Genomic DNA, 22265 nt, shown 5'->3' with positions numbered 1-22265 from the left:
ACCGCGCTCGCCCTGGCCGAGGACGCCATAGGGCCCGCGAACGGACCGCACGACTGGCGGCTCGACTGGCACCGGGGGCTGCTCGCGCTGGCCCGCTCCCGGGTGCCCGAGGCCCGCGGACACTTCGACCGGGTGTACGCCGCCATCCCCGGCGAGTACGCGCCGAAGCTGGCCCTCGGCTACTGCGCGGAACAGCTCGGGCGCCGCCACGAGGCCCTGACCTTCTACGAGGCCGTGCGGCTGCGGAACCCCTCGCTGGGCAGCGCCGCGTTCGGCGCCGTCCGGGCCCGGCTCGCCCTCGGCGGCCCCGACGCCCTCACCGACGCCATCGCCGCCCTCGACGCCGTGCCGCAGCACTCCCGGCACCGCACCGCCGCCCGCACGGCCGCCGTGCGCATCCGCGTCGACCACGCGCGGGACGCCGACGGGCTCGGCGCGGCGGTGCGGGCGCTGGCCCAGCTCTTCTCCGCGCACGGCCTGACCGACGAACAGTCGCGCGTGCGGATGAAGGCGGAGGTGTGGGGCGCGGCGCACCGTCTCCTCGGCGAGGGCGAGGAGCCGGACGGGAGCAGGACGGGGCCCGGTGGCGGCACGGACGGCCCCCGCATGACCGCCGCCCAGCTCCGCACCGTCGCCGCGCACGCCGACCCGCTGCTCGAATTCCCCTTTGACGGCAGGGCGTTGCGCACCGACCTGTCCCGCTTCTACCGGGTCCTGGCCCATCAGGCGGCCCGGGACGCGCCGGACCCGGACACGGCCGCCGACACCGGCCTCGGCCCCTGCGTACCGCTCGCCGAGATCCTCCTGGACCGCGCCTACGCGGTACGCCCCTTCGGCCTCCTGCACTCACGATTCGGCAAGGACTTCCCATGGCTGGGCAAGAAGATCAGGAACTGGCCGCCTCGGTCGGCCTGGAAGTGAGCCAGGTCGTCGAGCTGCCCCGCCCCCGCACAGCGGACGGGCAGGAGACGGCGCGGATGTACGCCGTCCTCACGGTGACGGTCCGCAGACCGGGCGCCGCGCACGCGCCGCCCGCCGCCACCGTGCGGGCCCCCGCGGACGCGGACGGGGCCGACGCGGACGCGGCGGAGGCGGCCGGGCCCCGCCTCGCGGAGGTCCTGCTCATCGACCACTCCTCCTCGATGGTGATGCCGCCGAGCCGCCTCGCGGCCGCCCGCGCCGCCGCCGTCAGCGCGCTGGCCCGCATCCCGGACGGCTCACTGTTCGCCCTGGTCGCCGGGGGCGACAGGACCGCCATGATCTACCCGCGGCGGCCCGGACTCGCCGTCGCGCACGCCGAGTCGCGGGCCGCCGCGGAGGCCGCCCTGCACGACTGCACGCCGGGCGGCGGCACCGCGATGGGCACCTGGCTGGAGCGCGCCCGGCAGCTCTTCAGGGAGCTGCCCGCCGCCGCCGACGGCGCCTGGGTGCGCCACGCGCTGCTGCTCACCGACGGCAAGAACGAGCCCGGCTACGAGACGCGCGCGGAGCTGCACGAACGCGTCGAGCGGTGCGCGCGGGCCTTCGCCTGCGACGTCGTGGGCATCGGGGACGCCTGGGAGACCGACGAACTCCTGCTGATCGCCAGGACGCTGGGCGGCCGCACCCGCGCGGTGGCGGATCTGACCCGGCTGCCCGACGAGCTGGCCTCGCTCACCGGACGGGCCGCCGACCGCGACGTCACGGGCCTGCGGCTGCGCCTCTACCACCGCGCCGGGGTGCGTCCGCACTCCTTCGAGCAGGTCCACCCCACGCGGGTCGCGCTCCGCCCCGACCGCGTCGACCTGTCCGGGGTCGGAACGGGCGCGGGCGGCCCGGTCCACGAGTACGACCTCGGCCCGTGCGGCGAGGAGACCCGCGCCTATCTGCTCTGCGTCGGCGCCCCCTACGACCCCGCCCAGCTCGGCAAGCAGCTCCTGCTGACGGAGGTCGAGCTGGACACGGAGGGCCCGGCCGCGGCGCGGCTGCCCGACCCGCAGCCCGTGCTGATGCGCTGGACCGACGACGCGGACCTCTACAGCCGCCTGGACCCCCAGGTCGCCCACTACCGGCAGGAGGAGGAGCTGCACCGCACCTTCGAGGAGGCCTGCGCGGAGCTGAAGCTCGGCAGACGGGCGGCCGCCGAGACCCTGCTCGGCGCGGCGTGGCGGCTCGCCTCCGAGGCGGGCGACACCGCCATGCAGGACCATCTGCGCCGCCTGGTCCGCGTCCGCGACTCGGCCGGGGGCACGGTCGAACTCCGGGACCGCATCGCGAAGTTCGACGTGGAGGCGGCCCGCATCCAGTCCAGCACCACCGTCCTGCCGGGCCCCCGCCCGCCGGGACCCCGCCCACCCGGCGCCGCCCGGTGACGGCCCCGTGGCGCGCCGTCCCGCCGCTCGCCGCCGACGCGCTGCGCGCACTGCGCCGGTACGCGTGGCCGGTGCCGCTCACCGAACGCCCGCGCAACCGCGCGTACTTACGGGACCGGCTCGTGGCTCTGCCGCTGCTCACCGTCGTCGTGGCCGTCGCGTTCGGGTGGGCGTACGCGGACGTCCGCGAGGACTCCGCGGTCCTGCGGGACAGCTTCGTGCCCGCGCTCGTCGGGCTCGCCGAGGCCGAGACGTCCCTGCGCATCGCCGACCGCGAGGCGCAGGAGAGTCTGGCGGCCGGGGAGGCCGTGCAGCTCAGCGGGTTGAGCAAGCGGTACAGCACGCGCACCACGCGGGCCGTGCAGCGCCTCAACCAGGTGGCCCGCAGCGGCGCTCTGACCACCGCCGAACGCCAGCAGCTCGACGTGGTCTCCGGGCTCGTCGTCGACTACGGCACCTGGATCACCTTCGCGCAGAACAACGTCGCCGACCCCGCGCTGCGCGACGCCGGACTCTCGTACGCGCGCAGCATGCTCTGTCCGCCGCCGGGGACCGCGAAGAAGACGGACGCGGACGGCTATCCGCGCTGCCGTCCCGACAGCGGCTCGGGCTCCGACGCGACCTCCGTCGTCGACCGCATCTCCTCCCTGGAGGACCGGCTGCGCGACAGGCTCGCGGACCGGGCGGCGCCGGGCGACCGGGTGATCGCCGCGGGAGCCGTCTCCGCTCTCGCCCTCGTGCTGCTCGTGTTCGGCCTGTGGCGCACCCAGCTGTTCCTGCACCACAGGCTGCACCTGTACGTCAGCGTCCCGCTGCTGGTGGCCGCCCTGCCGCTGCTCGCCGTGCCGTTCCTGACGACCGACGCCGTCCTCGCCCACCGGGCGCAGCAGCGCGTGGTGTCGACGGCGGCGGACCTCGCCGAGCGGACGACACCGGCGATCGAGTCGACCGGCGACGAGCAGCCGTTCGGCGAGCCCCACCCCCTTCTGATCCGGTCCCTGGACGAAGACGTCCGCCACGACCTGTCCGCGGGCCGCCTCTCCTGGCTCGACGGAGTCGCGCCCTGGGTGACGCCCGCCGGTCTGCTCTGCGCGGCCCTGTCCGGCGTCACCCTCCACGCCTACCGCCGCGAATACGTCCTCATCTCCCGCTCAGGAGCCACCGCATGAACCGCCGCACGCGCCGCCGCACCGGCCGGTCGCGCACCGTGTTCCGCGCCGCCCTCGCGGCCTGCCTGCTGGCCGTCACCGCGAGCGCCTGCGGGGACGCGAGGCCCCAGACGCTCGTCGTCCTCGGCCCCTGGACGGGCCCGGAGGGCAAGGCGTTCGAGTCGATGCTGCACCGCCTCGACGACGGCACCGGGAAGTCGTACACCTACCAGGGCACCCGTTCCCTGCGGGAGACGCTCGGCGCGCAGCTGGAGGCGGGCGACCCGCCGGACGTGGCGATCCTCAACAGCATCGGTGAGCTCGTGGAGCACGCCCGCGCCGGTCACCTCGTCCCGCTCGACCGCGCCGCCACCGCCCGCGCCTTCCCGCCCTGGGCGCCGCGCCTCGACGTGGACGGCGGGCGCCGCACCTACTGGGTGCCGCTGAAGGTCGACCTGAAGAGCCTGGTGTGGCGCAAGGAGGGCCGCTCCGCCGGGGATCCGAAGTGGTGCGTGGGCCTGGCCTCGCAGGCCACCTCGGGCTGGCCGGGCACCGACTGGATCGAGGACATCCTGCTCCACCGGTCGGGCCCCGCCACGTACACGCAGTGGGCCACCGGGCGGCTCCCCTGGCGCGATCCGCGGGTCCGCACGGCGTGGACGACCTGGGCCGAGCTCCTCGGCGACCGCGGCAGGACATCGATCGACCGGTCCCTGACCACGCCGTACGTGGGCCCGCGCGGCCTCCTCGACTCCCTCGAACCCCGCTGCACGCACGAGCACCAGAGCGCCTTCATCCGCTACGTGTACGCGCACGAACGGGTCCGCGTCGACCCGGCGGCGGGCTATCTGGGCGGCAGCGCCGAGCACGACGGCGCGTACGAGGTGGCGGGCGACATGGCCGCCGTGTTCAGCCCCGACCCGGCGGCCCGCGCCCTCGTCGACCGCCTGTCGGGCCGACGGGCCCGCACGCTCTGGCGGGCCCGGGCCACGGACGGGCTGCAGCCGTTCTTCCCCGACGCGACCGACCCCCAGCCGACCGACGCGACGGGACGGCGCATCGCGGGCATCCTCACCGGCAAGGCGCGCACGCTCTGCTTCGACGCCTCGGACGTGATGCCGCCGGGCGTGCGCGACGCGTTCCACCGGGCCGTCCTGCAGTACTTCGGGGACCCGACGGGCAAACGCCTCGACGAGCTCCTGGGCCGGCTCGACACCGTGCGCACGGAAGCCGCCGAGGACGCCGCGGACACGGCCCCCGGGCGCCTGCCGGAGTCCGGGGTCTGCGCCCCGCCGGGCGGCTGAGGGACCGCGTCAGCGGCTCAGCTCCTCCGGGCAGGGCGTGCCGCGGGGCAGCTGGTAGGGCGAGCCGAGCCGGTAGGTGCCGGCCTTCGGGGCGAGCAGCTCGACCCACTTGTCGCCCGCCTGGTCCTCCCGCGCCTCCGTCAGACAGCCGTTGGCGTTCTCGTACTTCTTGGGGCGCTTCTCGTTCAGCTCGCGCTGCCGCTTGGACGCGTCGGTCTCCTGCGGCGCCTTCATGCCCTTGCCGTGCTCGTCGACGATGCTCAGCCACGGCGAGTACGGGATGCGGATCAGGATGCGGCCCGGCTTGTCGACGCGCAGCGTCATCTCGCCCTGCTCGGCGCGCGTCACGACGGCGTTCGGCTCGGCGAGCGGCCGCGGGTCGGTGACCTCGTACAGCTGCCAGTTGTCGTCGACCCACACCTTCTTCAGGTACGGCAGGCCGTCCGTGATGAGCTGCGCCTCGCGCTTGCCGCCGTCGCCGTCGGGCTCGCCCTTGGGGAGCGCCACGTAATGCACGGACCAGCGCTGCAGCCACTCGTGGTAGTTCGCCGAGTTCAGGGTGTCGTCGTAGAAGAGCGGGTTGCGCTCCATGTCGGCCTGCCGGTTCCAGCCCCGCGCGAGCTGGACGTACGCGGGCAGCGCGGACGCCTCGCGGTGGCTGCGGGCCGGCACCACTTCCAGGCGGCCCTTCGCGGCGCCCTTCTCCTTCAGCTCGTTCACCAGGGGCGCGACCTCACGCGTCCAGGAGGCGTCGGAGCGGGTGTGCACTATGTCGTCGACGGCCTTGTACCCGATCCAGCCGGTGAAGCCGACGAAGGCCACGACGATCACGTACCAGGTGCGGGACTTCGGCACCGCGTACGGCAGCGCGGCGATCAGCGCGACGCCCGCGAAGGACATCGCGAGGCGCGAGATGTTGGAGCCGATCTGCGAGCTGATGAGCCAGACGCCGAGCACGAACGCCGCGTACACGGCGGTGGTGATCCGGACAGTCTTCCACTGCTTCGGCACGACGAAGTAGACGATCACCGAGGCGATCAGCGGCAGCGACGCCGAGCCGAACGACATCGGCTGCGTGCCCGAGAACGGGAAGAGCCACGCGGAGAGGCCCACGACGATGGCGGGCGCGATGCCCAGTGCGTACGCGCCCGGGTAGCGCTTGCTGAGGAACAGCGCGACGGCGACGAGCCCGACGAAGAGGCCCGCCACCGGGCTGCCCATCGTCGCGAGCGCCGCGAACGGGGCGGCGACCAGCGCCTTCGCCCACCGCTTGTAGCGCCAGCGGTGCGGCCAGCAGAAGACGGCGGCGACGGCCGCGAGCGCGAACATCTGGCCGAGGCCGTAGGTCACGCGGCCCGACACCGCGTTGGCGAGCAGTGCGAAGACACCCGCGGCGACCGGCCACAGCAGCCTGCCCTTCACCGCGCGGCTGCGCATGAGGATCATCGTGAGCAGCGCCGCGGAGACGGTGCCCGCGATCATCATCGTGGTCCGCACGCCGAGCACCGACATCAGGTACGGCGAGATCACGCTGTACGACACCGGGTGCATGCCGCCGTACCAGCCGAGGTTGTACGCCGACGCGGGATGCCGCCCGACGAACTCGGCCCAGGCGTCCTGCGCCGCGAGGTCGCCGCCGCTGTTGGCGAAGACGAGGAACCAGACGACGTGCAGCACGGCGGCGACCGCCGTCGTGATCGTCACCGGGTGGCGCAGGAAGCGCTTCTGCCAGGGCTCCGCGGACCCGTTCCCGGGCTCGCTGCGCTGGGCCGGCAGCTTGATCCGCCCACCGGTGCGGGGGCCGTCGCCCTGGTCAGGTGCGGCGGCTTCGTCCGCGCGCGTCGGCTCCGCTGTGGCCACTGGAGGCTCTCCCCGTGTCGTCCATGTTTCCGGAGTACCCCGGGTCCCCGAGCTTGTGACGCTAGCACGCACGCGCGAGGGGAGGCCCGCGGCGGGCCTCCCCTCGCGGGGCTCAGCCGACCCGGGTCAGCTTGGCGCCGAAGCCCGGTTCGCTGAGATCCTTCTGCAGCGCGACCGGCACCTCGACGGCGTCGCCCTTGCCGTCGCCGACGTGCAGCACACCGACCTCGGTGCCCGCCTTCGCCGTGTTCGGAACGGTCTTACCCTTGATGTCGTCGAGCTGCAGCTTGACGGTCAGGCCCGACCAGCCGACCGCGGAGACGTCCTTGGTGGCGACGACCGGAGTCGTGCCGCCGAGACCGTCGTCCACCTGGCCGACGACATCGCCCTTCTTCACGATCGTCTTGGACTTGAGGGCGTCCTGTCCGGCCGCGATCAGGTCCTTGGTGACGTCGGTGACCTTGTCGATGTTGGCGACGCCGTTGCTCCCGTACTGGCCGAGGGCGGCGCCGATGATCGTCTGCCTCTTGCCGTCGATCACCTTCTCCGCGGCGAAGAGGATGTTGCCGCCGGCCGCGGTGGTGGTGCCGGTCTTGATGCCGATGGCGACGGTCGGGACGAGCTTGAAGAAGTTCGTCTGCTTGTCGTTGTTGAGGTCGGTGTAGCTGGGCTGGCGGGAGATCTCGTTGAAGACGGGGTTCTCCATGGCCGCCCGGCCGAGCTTCACCAGGTCCTCGGCGGTCGACACGGTCGTCTTGTCCAGGCCGCTGGGGTCCGTGTAGTGGGTGTTCTTCATCCCCAGCTCCTTGGCGGTCTTGTTCATCTTCGCGACGAACTCGTCCTCGGAGCTGCTCTTGGTGTCCCAGCGGGCGAGCAGCTTGGCGACGTTGTTCGCCGACGGAAGCATGACCGCCTGCAGCGCCTCGTACTCGGTGATCTTCTGGCCCTCGGTGACCTTGACGACCGACTCGTTGGCCGGCTTGCCGGTCTCGTAGTGCTTCTGGGCGGCGGCGTCGACGGGGATCTTCGGGCCGTCCTTGCCCTTCTCCAGCGGGTGGTCCCGCAGGATCAGGTAGACCGTCATGACCTTCGCGATGCTCGCGATCGGCACGGGCTTCTGCTCACCCGACGTACCGAACGTGCCGATGCCGTTGACGTCCATCGCGGCCTGGCCGTCGCTCGGCCACGGCACGTCCGGCTTGCCGCCCTCGAACGACACGCTCTCCTGCGCGGTGAGCTGCAGGGTGGGCGTCGGCAGCGGACGGACGGCCTGTACGACTGCAAAGACGACCACCAGGAGCAGGACCAGCGGCGTCCAGATCTTGACCCGGCGCACGGCGGTGCGGACCGGGGTCTCCGGCGGCGGCGGGGTGTTGGTCAGCTCGGCGAGCAGGTCGATCGGCGGCTTGGGCGGCAGCGGCTGCTGGGTGGTGCGCTCCACCGGCGGGGGCACGGCGGGACCCGCGGGGGCCGTAGGCCCCGCCTTGACCTCGGGGCCCTTGGGGGCGGCCTTGGGCGCCGCCTTGGACTCGGCCTTCGACTCCGGCCCGGCGGCCGACTCACCCTTGGGGGCGGTCTTGGGCGCGGTCTTGGGCGCGGTGCGGGCGGACGGCTCGTCGAGCGGCTTCAGCGCGACGAACTTGCTGGTCCGCTCGGCATCGCCCTCGGGCTTTGCAGTGCCCTTTGCACCCTCGCTCTTGGGGTCCTTGTGGTCCCCCAGCTTGAGCATGGTGGTGGGCTGGTCGACGGCCTTGCCGGTGCCCTTCGGGGGCAGCGCCTTGAAGACGGCCGTGGCCTGGTCGACGCCGGTGGACTTGGCGTCGCCGTCGGCGGGGGCGTCGTCGGCAGGGGTGTCCGCGGCTTTGCCTTCGGCTTCGGCTTCGGCTTCGGCTTCGACCGAGTCGTCCTTGGCGGAAGGTTCCGGCTTCGACTTCGGCTTCAGGTCCGGCTCAGCGGCCGCCTCGGGCTTGTCCGCGGGCTCGTCCGCCGCTTCCGTCGCGTCGGAGCTCTCCTCCGACGTCTCGGACTCGGACTCGGGCTCCGGGTCGTCGGAGGTCGCGACCCACGCCGCCACCGCGTCCCGCAGCCGCGCGTCGCCGTTCCCCTCCGCCTTGGGAGCGTCGGCCTTGGGAGCGTCCGCCTTGGGAGCGTCCGCCTTGGGAGCCTCCTCGCCCTCGCCCTCGCCCTCGCCCTCGCCCTCGCCCGCGGCAGAGTCCCCTGACTCGGACTCTGCCGCGGGCGCGGACTCGGGCGCCGACTCGTGCTCGGACGCGGACTCGTGCTCGGGATCCGGCTCGCCCGGACCATCCGAACCGTCCGCATCGCCCGAATCGTTCGAGCCATCCGGACCGTCGGAACCGGTCGCCGCCTCGGCGACGTCCTTCGTCGAGAAGACGGCGGTTGCCCGGTCCTCCCGCGCCTGCGGCGTCTCGCGCGTCATCGCGAGACGCGGGTCGCGTTCCTCCGGCGCCGGCCCGGAGGTCTCCTCCGGGGTCGGGTTCCCCGACGACTTCCGCTGCTTCGATCTGTCGGGGGTCTCGCCCGCCACCGATGCCTCCTCGTACGCCATGCCGTTTGCCGATACTGATGCTTGCCGTGTGCTGGCCGTGCGCCAAATCCGGCCGGACCCCACTGTCCGAACCGTGTACCAGTGTCCTGTGTGAGGGCTTAACCCCCGTGGTAGACGAGAACGACATACCTACTGGTTCCCGTACAACCCGACCACGCGCTCTCGACAGACCAATGTGAGAGGGGTCACCCTGTCATTCATCCACGCGGGGAGGCATGGATGGGCAGGAGCCGCAGAACAATTCCGGAGGAGCTTCTGCTGCTCGCTTTGGACCCGGCCACGGGTACCACAGCGCAGCCGCAGTCGCTCGACCTCGGTCTGGCCGGAGCACAGCTAGTAGAGCTGGCGCTGGCCGGACGGATAGCCCCAGACGGGGATCGTATCGCCGTGGTGATGCCACGGCCGACCGGAGATCCGACTCTGGACTCCGCACTGGAACTGCTGCGCAGGCGCGGCAGCCCGGTTCGGGCGGTCCACTGGATCGGCGGGCCCCGACTGGGGCTCCGTCAGACGTACCTCTCGCACCTGGAGCGGTGCGGCATGGTTCATGCCGTGGCGGGCCAGATGTGCGGGGTGCTGCCGACAACTCGCTACCAAGCGACGGACACGGCCATCAGCCGGGAAATCAGGTCCCGGCTCGATTCGGCGATCCGCACCGGCGTACCGCCGGACCCGCGGACCGCCGCGCTCGCCGCCCTGGCCCATGCGGTCGGTCTCGGCAAGCATCTGTACCCCGGGAACGAGGGGCGTTCATCGCGCTCCCGGCTCCGGGACCTGATCAGGCACGACCCCATGGGCGGCCTCGTGGCGCACGCCGTGATGGACGTTCAGAACGGCGTGGCGGCCCAGCCGCGACGCAGCGCCGCACCCGCGGGTCCCACCGGACCTGGCGGCGGCCGGCAGCCGGCGAGGGCGACAGCGGACCCCGGCGGGGTCCCACTGCAACCGCGCCGCGGATCCATGGCACGCGCCGTCGCTCACTGAGCACCACACCGAGCACGGCTCAGCACCACCGCGTCATAGCGCACCACTTCACGTAATCGCGCACCACCATCGCGCAACCGCTCAGCACCACCGCACCAGCGCCGCGCCGCCGTCCCCAGACCCGGTTCGGGAGCCGCTGGGCCGCGCGGGGAGTGGGACCGGACCGTCCGGACGACGACACCCCGGTTCCACCGCCCCGCGCGGCCGCCCTCACGTTCGCACATCCGCTGTTTCCCAGCGGTGCCGACCTCGTTGGTGGCACTCTGCTGAGCAGTAGATACGCAAAGTAGAGGAATGCAAGCCGGAGGTGCACGTCCCGTGGCGTCCAATGTCAATCCCACCGTCAGGCGGCGCCGGTTGGGCCAGGAGCTGCGTCGGCTCCGTGAGCTCAAAGGCATGACGGCCGAGGAGGTCGCCGAGCGGCTGCTCGTCTCGCAGTCGAAGATCAGCCGCCTCGAGAACGGCCGCCGCTCGATCAGCCAGCGCGACGTCCGCGACCTGTGCGGTGTCTATGAAGTCGAGGACCACCGCGTCGTGGACTCCCTCATGCAGATGGCCAAGGACTCCCGCCAGCAGGGCTGGTGGCACTCCTTCGGCGACATTCCCTACAGCGTGTACATCGGCCTGGAGACGGACGCCGCGTCCCTGCGCGTGTACGACCCGCAGGTCGTCCCCGGTCTGCTGCAGACCCGGGCGTACGCGGAGGCACTGATCACCGGCGCGCTCCCGGAGACCACTCCGACGGACATCGAGAAGCGCGTCCAGGTGCGCATGCGCCGCCAGGACCGCATCGCGGCGCCGGACGTTCCGCTGCGCCTGTGGACCGTGCTCGACGAATCCGCGCTGCGCCGCGTCGTCGGGTCCCGGCATCTGATGCGCGACCAGCTGGAACACCTCGTCGAGCAGTCCCAACTGCCGCACGTGACGGTCCAGGTGATCCCCTTCGAGATGGGCGCGCACCCGGGCCTCAACGGGCAGTACGCGATCCTGGAGTTCCCCGACGCGGCCGATTCCAGCGTGGTCTACATCGAGGGCGTCACGAGCGACCTGTACCTGGAGAAGGCGAACGACGTCCAGCAGTACAGCGTCATGTACGAACACCTGCGGGCCCAGGCGCTGAACGTCGAGCAGTCGAGGCAGCTCATCGCGGACATCGCGAAGGACTACGCCCGCTGATTCAGGGCCCGCTCCCCCCCCTGATTCGGGACCCCCTCCGCCCCAATCCGTACGAAAGCGCCGCACGGTACACCCTTGTCACGCCGAAGCGTAAGTCCCCACTGGAATATGCCATCCGGTTGAGTGAACGATCCCTTCACGCCACGATGTTGGCGAGTAGCGTCATTCACGCCATCGAGCAGCACCGTTGGCGCCCACCGCAGGGATGCGGCGACAGCAACTCAACGACTGGATAGACCGGAGCGGACATGGCGATTCAGCAAGGCACTTCGCACACGTGGGTCAAGTCTTCCTATTCCACCGGAAACGGCGCGTGTGTCGAGGTCAAATCACCGGTGCGGCACGGTATTTCCGTGCGCGACTCGAAGGTCGTGGAGGGTCCGGTCCTCGCCTTCCCCGCCGAGTCGTGGAACGCGTTCGTCGGCGAGGTGAGCAGGGGGGCTGCTGACCTCGCGTGAGACTGCAGCGCACACCGACAGAGGAACAACCGCATAGGCACCACCCTTTGAGCCCTCTCGACTGGCCCGCCGTCCCGGCCGAGGGGGCTCGGCCCTGCCCGGTCCGCGCGGCTCAGCGCAGGGCGTCGACGTACGTGTCCGTGCCCGGCACCGTGGGGATGAACGGCGCCACCAGCTCCACCCGCCCCAGCCCCGACTCCGCGACCGCCTCGTCCCGTCCGGCGAAGTGCGCCTCCCAGCAGTCCCGCGGGTCCTCCTGGAGGAACCACAGCAGCGTCAGCCGGGTGTCCACGCCCTCGACCTGTTTCACGTACGTCATCCGGTCCCCCGGCAGCGGTGTCGGCCGGAACAGCGTGACCATGGCGGCGGGCGCCCCGGCGAGGGCCCGCGGCAGGTGCCGGGACCGCAGCCATTCGAGGAGTTCGCCGCGCCGCTGGGGCCCTTCGGCGTCGATCACCTCCAGGACCAGGCCCTTGTAGGGGTGGTCGAGCGCGTGGAAGTCGCGGGGGCCCGCCGCGCCGTCCCGGTAGACGGTCGCCTCGTGGTCCTGGAAAGCGGTGAAGACGTGGGTGCGGGCCTGGTGGACCCGGCCGTCGCGGTTGAGCCGCTTGTTGATGCCGACGGTCCACTTCATGTGCTCGTCGTAGCGCCCCTCCGTCACCCAGTACGTGGAGAGGTAGCACCCCGCGGTGACCGGCTCGGCGACCGCGGACTTGTCGGGGTAGCGCAGGAGCTGGAGCTCGCGCGTGGCCACCCAGCGGCGTCCCGCGTACATCCAGGGCATGGCCATCGCGCCCGCGTAGTAGTGGTCGTCCTCGTACCAGCGGTTGTACGCGAACTCGTGCCCCGGGTGCGGCTCGACCATGGTGATCAGGGCGTGCCCCGGGTGCACGCCGTAGGGGCCGACGGCGGCCAGCTCGGCGTAGGCGTCGCTCCGGGTGTCCGCGCGGGCGCCCGCGCGGGGGTCATCACTCACGTCTCTCCCCTTCCTTCCTCCGATGCACGCCCATACTCTGACGCCCCGTCAGCAAAACTGCCAGAGCCGGGAGGCGCCCCATGCAGTCCTCGCTCCTAGAGGGAAAGACCGTCGTCGTCTCGGGCGTCGGCACCGGGCTCGGCCATCAGGTCGCGGCGGCCGTGGTGCGCGACGGCGGCAACGCCGTGCTCGGGGCGCGCACGGAGGCGAACCTCGCCAAGACGGCCGCCGGGATCGACCCCGAGGGCGCCCGCACCGCCCACCTGGTCACCGACATCACGGACGAGCGGCAGTGCGAGGCGCTGGCGGCCCTGGCCCGGGAGCGCTTCGGCGGAATCGACGCGGTCGTCCACGTCGCCGCCTGGGACAGCTACTTCGGCGGCCTGGAGGACGCGGACTTCGCCACCTGGCAGCAGGTCATCGACGTCAATCTGCTGGGCACCCTGCGCATGACGCGCGCCTGCCTGCCCTCGCTCAGGGAGCGGCGCGGCGGCTCGGTGGTCTTCATCGGCACCCAGTCGGCGATCGCGTCGCCCTCGCAGGTGCGCCAGGCGGCGTACGGGGCGTCGAAGGGCGCGCTGACCTCGGCGATGTACTCGCTGGCGCACGAGCTCGGCCCGGACCGGATCCGGGTCAACACCGTGCTGCCGGGCTGGATGTGGGGTCCGCCGGTCGAGGCGTACGTCCAGTTCACCGCGCACACCGAGGGCGTGCCGGAGGCTGCGGTGCGGGACCGGCTCACGGAACGCATGGCACTGCCCGACCTGGCGACGGACGGGGACGTGGCCGACGCGGCGGTGTTCCTCGCCTCGGACCGGGCGCGCTCGATCACGGGACAGTCGTTGCTGGTCAACGCGGGAGAGATCATGCGGTAGCCGCAGTCGAGGAGGTCCGCGAAGGCCGTACGGGAGACAACTCCCGTACGGCCTTCGCGCGTTCGGAGACCGTCTCGCTCAGTCAGATACATGAACAGAGGTCAGCAAACAGAACGATTTTACTTGCTCTTGACCAAGCGACCGGTTGTCCCCGACGTGCGCCCGAACCCACGATGAGCGGGCACTTCTGGGCCGCTCTCGTCCCCATCGGCCCGTTCACCGGGCGGACCCCTGGAGGGCCATATGAACAGTCTCGACTGGGCCGTGCTCATCGGCTACTTCGGCGTGATGGTCGCGATCGGCGTGTGGTCCCACAAGCGGGTCGACAACGTCAGCGACTTCTTCACGGCCGGCGGGAAGATGCCCTGGTGGCTGTCGGGCATCTCGCACCACATGTCGGGCTACAGCGCGGTGATGTTCACCGGGTACGCGGGCATCGCGTACACCTACGGCGTGACGTCCTTCGTCACCTGGTCCTTCCCCATCGCGCTCGGCATCGCCATCGGCGCCCGGCTCTTCGCCCCCCGCATCAACCGGCTGCGCTCGCGGCTGCACGTGGCCTCGCCGCTGGAGTACCTGAAGAACCGCTACAACCTGGGCACCCAGCAGGCCCTCGCCTGGTCCGGCATGCTCCTCAAGATCGTGGACGTGGGCGCCAAGTGGGCCGCGATCGCCACCCTGCTGTCCGTCTTCACCGGGGTCTCGCTCAACCAGGGCATCCTCATCACCGGTGTCATCACGGCGATCTACTGCACCATCGGCGGGCTCTGGGCCGACGCGCTGACCGAGCTCGGCCAGTTCATCATCCAGCTCCTCGCGGGCATCGCCATGTTCGTGGCGGTCGTCTCCGAGCTCGGCCCGCACGGCGGCTTCTTCGGCGTCTGGGACGAGCCGGAACTCGCGGGCCACGGAAAGCCGCTGGTCGGCCCCTACGGCACGGTCTTCCTGCTCGCGTTCCTGTTCATCAAGCTCTTCGAGTACAACGGCGGCATGCTCAACCAGGCGCAGCGCTACATGGCGACCGCCAACGCGAAGGAGGCCGCGCGCTCCGCGAAGCTCTCCGCGGTCCTGTGGCTGGTCTGGCCCGTCGTCCTCTTCTTCCCCATGTGGATGTCACCGCTCCTGGTCGACGCCAAGAAGACCGACGGCTCGGACGCGTACGCCCTGATGACCGAACAGCTGCTGCCGCACGGCCTGTTGGGCCTGGTCATCGTCGGCTTCTTCTCGCACACCATGGCCATGTGCTCCTCCGACGCCAACGCGATCGCCGCGGTCTTCACCCGGGACGTGGCGCCCGCCTTCTCCGCGAAGGCCCGCGCCTGGACCGAGCGCAAGGGCCTGATCGCGGCCCGGCTGACCACGGTGGTCTTCCTCGCCCTGTCCATGGCGGTGGCGACGCAGGTCAACTCCCCCACCTTCAAGGACATCATCACGGTCGTCATCAAGTGGGTCGCCGGTCTGATGGGGCCGATCGCGATCCCGATGATGCTGGGCCTGCTGCGGGCGTTCCGGAAGTCCGGGCCGACCGCGGCGCTGACCAGCTGGGCGGCCGGGCTCTTCGCCTTCTACCTGGTCAACTATCCGATCGACGAGGCGATCGACGGCGGTGTCGCGCTGCAGTACCAGGTGTCGATCCCGCTGGCGGTCTCGCTCGTCCTCTACATCGTCATCGGTTATGTGAAACCGGAGGACACGCCGGAGCGGGACGCGCTCATCGAGCGGATCAACACGGACGACGACGGCTCTGTTGGAGCCGTTGTGCCCAATCCTTCGCGGCCGCAGGACGACGCGGTGACCCCGTAGGGGCGGGCGCACTGCGCCCCTTACGGGGCCCCCACGCGCTCCGGCGCCGCCACCGTGTCGGACTCCGCGACCTTCCGCAGCCGCGGGGCGTGCCCGGCCGTGAGGCCGAACAGGGCCACCGCCACGACGAGGACGAACGCGCCCCCCGCGACGGCGAAGCTCAGCGTGAACTGGCTCTCCTGCGGCAGCGCGGGCATGCCCGCCGGAAGCGGAATCGTCTTCGAGGCGAGCAGCGAGGTGATCATCGCGCTCGCGACGGCGCTGCCCACCGAGCGGGAGATGGAGTTGATGCCGTTCGCGATGCCCGTCTGGTGGGCCGGGACGCTGGCGACGATGAGGGCGGGCATCGAGGCGTAGCCGAAGCTGATCGCCAGGCCGATGACCATGCCCGCGCCGATGACGGAGGCGCTGGTGCCGTGCGCCAGGGTCAGCCAGGCGAAGCCGATCACGCCGAAGGCGGCACCGACCGCGAGCGTGACGCGGGCGCCGGCCCTGCGGACCAGGATCCCGCCGAACTGGGCGCCGAGGAGCGAGACGATCGTGGTGGGCAGCAGATAGACGACGGAGGCGCCGAGCACCGAGGCGCCGAAGCCGTACCCGGCGATGTCCTCGGGCATCTGCACGAGGTAGGAGACGCCGATGAACTGGGCGAACATCGCGAAGCCGAGCAGCAGTCCGGCCAGGTTGGTGAAGAGCACCGGGCGGTGGGCGAACATCTTCATGTCCACCATCGGCTCCTTGACCCGCAGTTCGGTCAGGACCCACACACCCGCCATGACGACGGCGCCCGCGAAGGAGCCGAGGGTGCGGCCGGAGGTCCAGCCCCACTCGTGGCCCTGCGAGATCGGCAGGAGCAGCAGGACGAGCAGCAGCGCCAGCGTGCCCGCGCCGAGCCAGTCGGTGCGGCCGCCGGTCTTCGAGCGGGAGGCGGGGACGGCGAGCACGACGCCCACGAGCGCGACGACGGCGAGCACGACCGCGAGCCAGAACACCCGGTGGTAGTCGGGGTCGGAGCCCTGGGTCAGCAGGCCCGCGCCCACCAGGGCGAGACCGCTGCCGAACGCGAGCGTGCCGCTGACCAGAGCCATCGCGCCGGGCAGCTTGGCGGGCCTGATCTCCTCGCGGAGCACGGAGAGCGCGAGCGGGAAGATCGCGGTGGCCGCGCCCTGCATGATCCGGCCGATGATCAGCCAGGTCAGGGAGGTCGTGGTGGCGGCGAGCACGGAGCCCGCGATCATCACGAGCAGCACGCCGATGAGGGTGGGCTTCTTGCCGTGCTGGTCACCGAAGCGGCCGAGCAGCGGGGTGAAGACGGCGGCCGAGAGCAGGGTGGCGGTGGTCACCCAGCTGACGCCGGCGGTGGTGGCGTCCAGCTCGTTCTGGATGATCGACAGGATCGGGACGACGAGCGTCTGCATCATCGAGACGACCATGGCGGCGAGTCCGAGCACCAGGACGACGGCGGTCTGTCCGGTGGGTTTCGGCGGGGCCGCGTGCTGCTGTGCGTGGGACACGGTGGCTTCTTCTCCAGCTGCTCAACTGCTTGAGGCCTCGATACTTGAAGACCTCGATACTTGAGTACTTCAAGTAACACATAAGAAGGTAAGCCTCAATATTTGAGATCGTCAAGTTTTATGGCGTAAGGTGGCTCACATGCCTGGAACACCGAGCGTCGACAAGGCCCGGCTCATGGAGCTGCTCGCCGTGTCGCTCCGTGCCTATTACGGGGACTTCACGGAGGCGGCGGCGAGCGAGAACCTGACCGCGAGCCAGGGCAAGACGCTGAGCGTGCTGCGTCAGGGGCCCGCCGCGATGCGGGTCCTCGCCCGGACGCTGTCCTGCGACGCCTCGAACATGACGGGGATCATCGACCGCCTGGAGAAGCGCGGCCTGGTCCACCGGGAGCCGAGCCCCACCGACCGCCGCGTGAAGAACGTCGTCCTCACCCCCGAGGGCGAGCGGGCCGTCGACGCGATCCGGGCCAACATGCACGCCACGCTGGCGGGCCTGGACGCACTGGACGACGCCGAGCGCGCCACGCTCCACGACCTGCTGAGCCGCACGTTCGAGGCGGCGACGGCAGAGAGTTAGGGCCTGTCAGGCCCGCGGGTAGCGGGCCAGCCACCCCGGTGAGGAGAGCGCGGGGCCGTGCAGTGCGGGCCCCTGGGTCATCTCCATGGCGAAGTCGTCCGCGATCTCCAGGACGGTGGGGCGGCCCTCCAGCTCCGTGAGCCACCCCGGCGGCAGCGCGGTCTCCCCGTGCAGCGCGCCGAGCAGCGCCCCGCACAGCGCGCCGCAGGCCGCCGACGCCCCGCCGTGGTTCACGGCGAGCCGCAGCCCGTGCCGGATGTCCTCGCACACCAGCGCGCAGTACACGGCGGCGGCCAGCACGCCCTCGGCCGTCCCGTCCGCGACGAGCTCCTCCACGCGCGCCGGGGTGGGCATGCCCTGTCGCACGGCGCCCAGCGCGTGCCGGAGCGCGTCCGTGACGGGCTGGTGCCCCGGGCGGGTGGCGAGGAGGGCGAGGCACCGCTGGATCGCGCCGTCCAGGGACTCCCCGCGGGCGAGGCCGTGCACGATGACCGTGTGGGCGCCCGCCGCGAGATAGGCGATGGGGTGTCCGTGCGTCTGGACGGCGCACTCGACGGCGAGCTGCAGCACGAGCTGCGGCTCCCAGCCGACGAGGAGGCCGAAGGGCGCGGACCTGACCGCGGCCTCGGCGCCGCGCTCGTCCGGGTTCTTCGGGGTGTCGAGGGTGCCCATGTGGTCGTCGCCGAGCCCCGTCAGACAGGCGCGGGACGGGTCACGCCGCGAGTACAGCCACTCCTCGCGGGCCAGCCAGCCGTCCTCCTTGCGCCGCTCGTCCGGGCCCCAGTCGCTCTGGGTGGCGGCCCAGCGGCGGTAGGCGCGGTGCAGGTCGGTCGGCGGGTGCCAGGCGCCGGTGTCGCGGCGCACCTGGGCGCGTATGAGTCCGTCGACGGTGAAGAGGGTGAGCTGGGTGACCGCGGTCACCGCGCCGCGCCGGCCGTGCGCCGGGGCGGGTTCGGTGAGCCCTTCGGCTCCGTGCGCCCCGCGGATCTCTTCGAGCGACAGCGCGTCGACGGGCGCCCCCAGCGCGTCGCCGACGGCGGCCCCGAGGAGGGTGCCGCGCACCCGGCTGCGGAAGTCCTGCTGCTCGGCGCGGCCCCAGACGCCGGTGGCTGCTGCGGTACCCACGCGGGCCTCCCTCCGTGCAGTGACGTGCCTCGACGCACCGTTGACGTGCCCTCGACGCGTCTCGACCGATTGCGACTTTGCAGCACTGTAATCGACCGGGAACGATCGGTTCAGGCCCGAAGAGGTATGCGAAGAGTCGCCCTTGAGGTCGCATTTGAACGACGTTCACGAGAGCTTCGCAGTTGCTACGGAATGGATGATTCCGGTGCCGGCGCGCAGCGGGCCCTGAAGGCGTCCCTGGCGGCGGTGAGGCGGACAAGGCGGGGGGCCAGGCGGGAGCGGTCCACGCCCGGGGCCCGCAGGAGCACGGTCGTGAAGGCCACCATCTCGGCCAGGTCGTCCCACTCCAGCTCCGCCAGGCCCGCGCCGAGCAGTCGGTCGAGGTGGGCGTCGGCGGCGGACCAGTCGTCCTGCGCCGCCGCGGCGAGGGCGAGACCATAGTCCTTCCAGACCGGGAACTCCTCGAAAGCCCCGACCAGTTCGGCGGTCCTGCGCCACAGCCGGGCGGCGGCGCCCGGCCCCTCCGCACAGGTCGTCACCAGCGCGGCGAGCAGCGTGCCGAGCTCGACGTCGTCGTCCGCGCGCAGCCGCTCCGCGACGGCGCGGGCGCGCGCCCACTGCCCCGTCAGGCAGTACGCCTGCGCCAGCTCCTCGGCCCCGTCCGCCCCGGCGCCCTCAGCGTCGGGCGCCAGCAGGCGGAGCCCTTCCTCGGGCCGGCCGCTCCACAGGTGCAGTTCGGCGTGGCGGCGCCGGGCCCAGTCCGCGTCCCCGTGGTTCTCGGTGTACGCGGAGAGGTCGGTCAGGGCCTGTTCCGTCCTGCCGGTGGCCAGCGCGAGCCTGATCCGGCACAACAGGGCCCAGGTGGACGTGGGTTCGAGCGCGACGGCCCGGTCCAGGTCGGCGTACGCCTCCGCGTACCGCCCGAGTCGGCGCAAGGTGATGCCCCGGCGGCAGAGCGCCAGCAGGTACTCGGGGTCCAGTTCGATCGCCCGGCCCAGGTCGACGAGGGCCTCCTCGTACCGCTCCAGGGCGAAGAGCGCCTCGGCGCGCTGATAGCGGAGCCAGTCGACGCCGGGCGAGAGCTCCACGGCCCGGTCGGCGTCCGCCAGGGCCCGTTCGTACTCGTCCATGTCGTGCAGCAGCATGGCGCGGCGGCCCCACACCCATGCGTTGTCCGGATCGTGCTCCACCGCCTGGTTCAGATCGGCGAGGGCCTCGGGGTACTGGCCGAGCTGGTGCCGGGAGATGCCACGGTCGCCGTATGCCGCCCAGTTCTCGGCATCGAGTTCGATCGCCCTGTCGTACGCGGCCAGGGAGTCCCGCGACCGGTCCGCAAGGCGCAGGGCCTCTCCCCTGGTCCAGGCCACCCAGCTGGATTCGGGGGCCAGTTCGGCGGCGCGGCCGCTGTCCGCGATGGCCTGCTCGTACTCCTGGCGGCCCATCCGCGCCCTGGCCCGGTTCGCCAGCGCCCACGCGTAGTTCGGGGCGATCGACAGGGCGCGGTCCAGGTCGGCCAGGGCCTCGTCGATCCGGCCCAGCCCCAAGCAGGCGATGCCCCGGCTGGTCAGCGACTCCGCGTCCGACGGGTCCAGTTCGAGCGCTCTGTCCAGATCCTGGACGGCCTCCTCGAAGCGCCGCAGGACACGCCGGACCTCGCCCCGCATCCCCAGGGTCCTGGCCTGCTCCGGACCGAGCTCCACCGCGCGGTCGAGGGCGACGAGGGCGGTCTCGTCCTGGTCCATGTACCAGTACGTGACGCCCCTGCCGTAGTACGCACGCTCCAGCTCGGGATCCAGGGCGACGGCCCTGTCGTACTCCGCGAGCGCCTCCGCATGGGCACCGCTCTCGCGCAGCTCGCGTCCGCGGACCACCCGCGCGAGCGCCAGCCCCCGCACGTCGAACCCCGCCCGGTCGATGAGCAGTTGCAGCGCCGCCGCGCAGCCGCCCGCCTCCAGCGCACCCCGCAGATCGCGGCCCCACGCCCCGGCCTGCGCGGCTTCCGCGTCCTCCCCCGCGTCCACGAGCAGCTGCGCCCAGCGCCGCGCCACCGCCGCCCCCGCGTCGCACGCGTCGACGACGTCCCGCAGGACGACCGGGAGCGCGGTGCGGGGCGCCCCGCACAGCAGGTGGTACGACTCCGCGAGCCGCAGCTCGCGCCACGGCTCGTCCTCCCACAAGTCGTCCGCGGCCAGGCCCGATTCGGCCTCCGCACGCCACCGTGCGTACGCCTGCGCGAGCGTCCCCTGCAGCTCGGCCCAGCCGCGCGGCGAGCGCAGCCGTTGCAGGCGCAGCATCGGGGCCCGCACCACGTCGTGGAACTGCAGGCGGCCGCCGCGGTCGCTCACGAACGGCAGGCTCCGCAGCCAGGCGACGATGCCGGGCACGTCCGCCGGGGCGCACACGCCGTCGACCGCCGCCGCGACCACGTCCGCGTCCAGGCGTCTGGGCAGCGCGCACGCCAGCGCGGACGCCCGGCGCACCGGGTCCTGCTCCCACTTCAGGAAGCGCTCCACGGCGGTCGCGCTCGGGTCGCCGACGTCGCCCGGGTCGGCGGGGCGGTTCTCGGCGAGGGTCGACACCAGGACGGGCAGGCAGCCCGACAGGCGCAGGACCTCCTCGACCACCGGCTCCGCGACCACGCCCTTGCCCGCCAGGAGGCTGCGGGACTCCTCCTCGGTGAAGGGGTCGAGCGCGATGTCCGTGACGTAGTCCGCGTAACCGCCCCAGCGGGCGGTGTCGAAGGGCTGCTGGCCCGCCGTGACCACGACGACCTTGGCGGACAGCGCGCCGTGCCGCGCCGTCGTCATCACCTCGTGCAGCCAGCCGTCGAGGAACGGCGCGGTCCTTTCGTACGTGTCGAAGAACAGGACGATCCACGGCACCGTCCTCGCGGCCTGCGCCAGCTCCCGCAGGAGGACCGGGGTGAGGACCCGCTCCGGGGACAGCACCAGCTGGACGTCCTCCTGGTTGCGGAAGCGCGCGCTGAGCCCGGCCCGCAACCGGTCCGCGCCCTGGGCGAGCTGAGCCGGATCGACCGCGCCCGCGAGCGCGCCGACGCCCGGCACGAGACCGAGTCCCACGAGGCTCGCGCGGGCGGCCGTCATGGCGCCCGCGGAGGGGGCGGGCGGCGCCGGGGCCTGGGCGGGGACGACGGGCGCCGACTCCGCCTCGTGGCGGCGCTCGCGGTGGGTGGTGAGGAGCTGGTCGAGTTCCTTCAACCGCCGGCCCTGGCGGGCGAATTCGGCGCTGACGGCCGCCAGGGCCTCGGGGACGCTGCCGACCCGCTCGTCCACGTACGCGGTCAGCGCGCCGCGCTCGCGCGCCAACTGCTCCAGCTCGTGCACCAGGGACGTCTTGCCGACGCCCGCGTTGCCGTGGACGTGGAAGAGGAAGCGGTGGCGCAGATCGGCGGGCGGCACGTCGAAGTTCGCCCTGAACGCCGCCAGTTCGCCGCGCCGCCCGATGAAACCGGCCCGCCCCCTGCGGCGGATCAGTTCCTGCATGGACGGCTCTTCCCCGTCGGCCGACGCCATCGGAATCCCCCC

General features: G+C 72.2%; 16 protein-coding genes. 10 read left to right on the top strand and 6 right to left on the bottom strand.

Annotation, left to right across the window (positions count from 1 at the left end; genetic code table 11):
- The 4 genes from AOK03_RS00740 to AOK03_RS00725 all read left to right on the top strand — a co-directional run.
- Positions 1–921 (top strand): tetratricopeptide repeat protein (locus tag AOK03_RS00740; RefSeq protein WP_279616296.1); only part of this gene is annotated, 921 nt, incomplete at its 5' end.
- Complete coding sequence (locus tag AOK03_RS00735) at positions 870–2351, top strand: VWA domain-containing protein (protein WP_107097886.1); 1482 nt, start codon at positions 870–872, stop codon at positions 2349–2351. The genes AOK03_RS00740 and AOK03_RS00735, both read left to right, overlap by 52 nt.
- A complete protein-coding gene (locus AOK03_RS00730) occupies positions 2348–3520 on the top strand; it encodes a hypothetical protein (protein WP_055563126.1) in 1173 nt (390 codons plus the stop codon). Before AOK03_RS00735 ends, AOK03_RS00730 begins: the two co-directional genes overlap by 4 nt.
- Entirely contained in the window at positions 3517–4803 is a 1287-nt protein-coding gene (locus AOK03_RS00725; protein ID WP_055563125.1) for a type 2 periplasmic-binding domain-containing protein, read from the top strand. Before AOK03_RS00730 ends, AOK03_RS00725 begins: the two co-directional genes overlap by 4 nt.
- Positions 4804–4812: 9 nt before the next feature.
- On the opposite strand, the gene AOK03_RS00720 is transcribed toward AOK03_RS00725, so the two are convergent.
- Both AOK03_RS00720 and AOK03_RS00715 read right to left on the bottom strand, forming a co-directional pair.
- Positions 4813–6663 carry an MFS transporter gene (locus AOK03_RS00720; RefSeq protein WP_055563124.1) on the bottom strand — a complete coding sequence of 617 codons (1851 nt, stop codon included), beginning with the start codon at positions 6661–6663 and terminating at the stop codon, positions 4813–4815.
- Between the two features lie 112 nt (positions 6664–6775).
- Positions 6776–9232: a D-alanyl-D-alanine carboxypeptidase gene (locus AOK03_RS00715; RefSeq protein WP_055563123.1), complete on the bottom strand. Its 2457-nt coding sequence runs from the start codon at positions 9230–9232 to the stop codon at positions 6776–6778.
- Between the two features lie 219 nt (positions 9233–9451).
- On the opposite strand from AOK03_RS00715, the gene AOK03_RS00710 reads away from it, so the two are divergent.
- The 3 genes from AOK03_RS00710 (at position 9452) to AOK03_RS00700 (ending at position 11850) form a co-directional block, all read left to right on the top strand.
- Positions 9452–10216: a GOLPH3/VPS74 family protein gene (locus AOK03_RS00710; protein WP_055563122.1), complete on the top strand. Its 765-nt coding sequence runs from the start codon at positions 9452–9454 to the stop codon at positions 10214–10216.
- 318 nt (positions 10217–10534) lie between these two features.
- Complete coding sequence (locus AOK03_RS00705; RefSeq protein ID WP_055563121.1) at positions 10535–11392, top strand: helix-turn-helix domain-containing protein; 858 nt, start codon at positions 10535–10537, stop codon at positions 11390–11392.
- Positions 11393–11640: 248 nt separating this feature from the next.
- Positions 11641–11850, top strand: a complete 210-nt coding sequence (locus AOK03_RS00700; RefSeq protein WP_055563120.1) for a DUF397 domain-containing protein — start codon at positions 11641–11643, stop codon at positions 11848–11850.
- A gap of 112 nt (positions 11851–11962) precedes the next feature.
- On the opposite strand, the gene AOK03_RS00695 is transcribed toward AOK03_RS00700, so the two are convergent.
- Complete coding sequence (locus AOK03_RS00695) at positions 11963–12826, bottom strand: hypothetical protein (protein WP_055563119.1); 864 nt, start codon at positions 12824–12826, stop codon at positions 11963–11965.
- A gap of 80 nt (positions 12827–12906) precedes the next feature.
- Between AOK03_RS00695 and AOK03_RS00690 the strand changes: the two genes are divergently transcribed.
- Positions 12907–13701 (top strand): SDR family oxidoreductase, encoded by a 795-nt coding sequence (locus AOK03_RS00690; protein ID WP_055563118.1) that lies wholly within the window; start codon positions 12907–12909, stop codon positions 13699–13701.
- A 243-nt stretch (positions 13702–13944) separates the two neighbouring features.
- The gene (locus AOK03_RS00685; RefSeq protein ID WP_055563117.1) at positions 13945–15504 is read left to right on the top strand and encodes a sodium:solute symporter family protein; all 1560 of its coding nucleotides are present in this window, start codon (positions 13945–13947) and stop codon (positions 15502–15504) included.
- 20 nt (positions 15505–15524) lie between these two features.
- On the opposite strand, the gene AOK03_RS00680 is transcribed toward AOK03_RS00685, so the two are convergent.
- Positions 15525–17018 (bottom strand): MFS transporter, encoded by a 1494-nt coding sequence (locus AOK03_RS00680; RefSeq protein ID WP_055563116.1) that lies wholly within the window; start codon positions 17016–17018, stop codon positions 15525–15527.
- Between the two features lie 139 nt (positions 17019–17157).
- Between AOK03_RS00680 and AOK03_RS00675 the strand changes: the two genes are divergently transcribed.
- Positions 17158–17595, top strand: a complete 438-nt coding sequence (locus tag AOK03_RS00675) for a MarR family winged helix-turn-helix transcriptional regulator (protein ID WP_055563115.1) — start codon at positions 17158–17160, stop codon at positions 17593–17595.
- A 6-nt stretch (positions 17596–17601) separates the two neighbouring features.
- Here the strand turns inward: AOK03_RS00675 and AOK03_RS00670 are convergent, their stop codons facing one another.
- Both AOK03_RS00670 and AOK03_RS00665 read right to left on the bottom strand, forming a co-directional pair.
- Positions 17602–18720 carry an ADP-ribosylglycohydrolase family protein gene (locus AOK03_RS00670; protein WP_055563114.1) on the bottom strand — a complete coding sequence of 373 codons (1119 nt, stop codon included), beginning with the start codon at positions 18718–18720 and terminating at the stop codon, positions 17602–17604.
- A 185-nt stretch (positions 18721–18905) separates the two neighbouring features.
- A complete protein-coding gene (locus AOK03_RS00665) occupies positions 18906–22223 on the bottom strand; it encodes a tetratricopeptide repeat protein (RefSeq protein WP_244177439.1) in 3318 nt (1105 codons plus the stop codon).
- Between the last annotated feature and the right edge of the window lie 42 nt (positions 22224–22265).

The organism is Streptomyces atriruber, from assembly GCF_001418325.1.
Lineage (GTDB): Bacteria > Actinomycetota > Actinomycetes > Streptomycetales > Streptomycetaceae > Streptomyces > Streptomyces atriruber.
This window is presented reverse-complemented; position numbering and strand designations above follow the sequence as displayed.

Coding starts and splice junctions, on each gene's coding strand:
- AOK03_RS00665 (WP_244177439.1), bottom strand. CDS start 22,223: ATGCAGGAACTGATCCGCCGCAGGGGGCGGGCCGGTTTCATCGGGCGG.
- AOK03_RS00710 (WP_055563122.1), top strand. CDS start 9,452: ATGGGCAGGAGCCGCAGAACAATTCCGGAGGAGCTTCTGCTGCTCGCT.
- AOK03_RS00685 (WP_055563117.1), top strand. CDS start 13,945: ATGAACAGTCTCGACTGGGCCGTGCTCATCGGCTACTTCGGCGTGATG.
- AOK03_RS00715 (WP_055563123.1), bottom strand. CDS start 9,232: ATGGCGTACGAGGAGGCATCGGTGGCGGGCGAGACCCCCGACAGATCG.
- AOK03_RS00690 (WP_055563118.1), top strand. CDS start 12,907: ATGCAGTCCTCGCTCCTAGAGGGAAAGACCGTCGTCGTCTCGGGCGTC.
- AOK03_RS00735 (WP_107097886.1), top strand. CDS start 870: ATGGCTGGGCAAGAAGATCAGGAACTGGCCGCCTCGGTCGGCCTGGAA.
- AOK03_RS00675 (WP_055563115.1), top strand. CDS start 17,158: ATGCCTGGAACACCGAGCGTCGACAAGGCCCGGCTCATGGAGCTGCTC.
- AOK03_RS00725 (WP_055563125.1), top strand. CDS start 3,517: ATGAACCGCCGCACGCGCCGCCGCACCGGCCGGTCGCGCACCGTGTTC.
- AOK03_RS00700 (WP_055563120.1), top strand. CDS start 11,641: ATGGCGATTCAGCAAGGCACTTCGCACACGTGGGTCAAGTCTTCCTAT.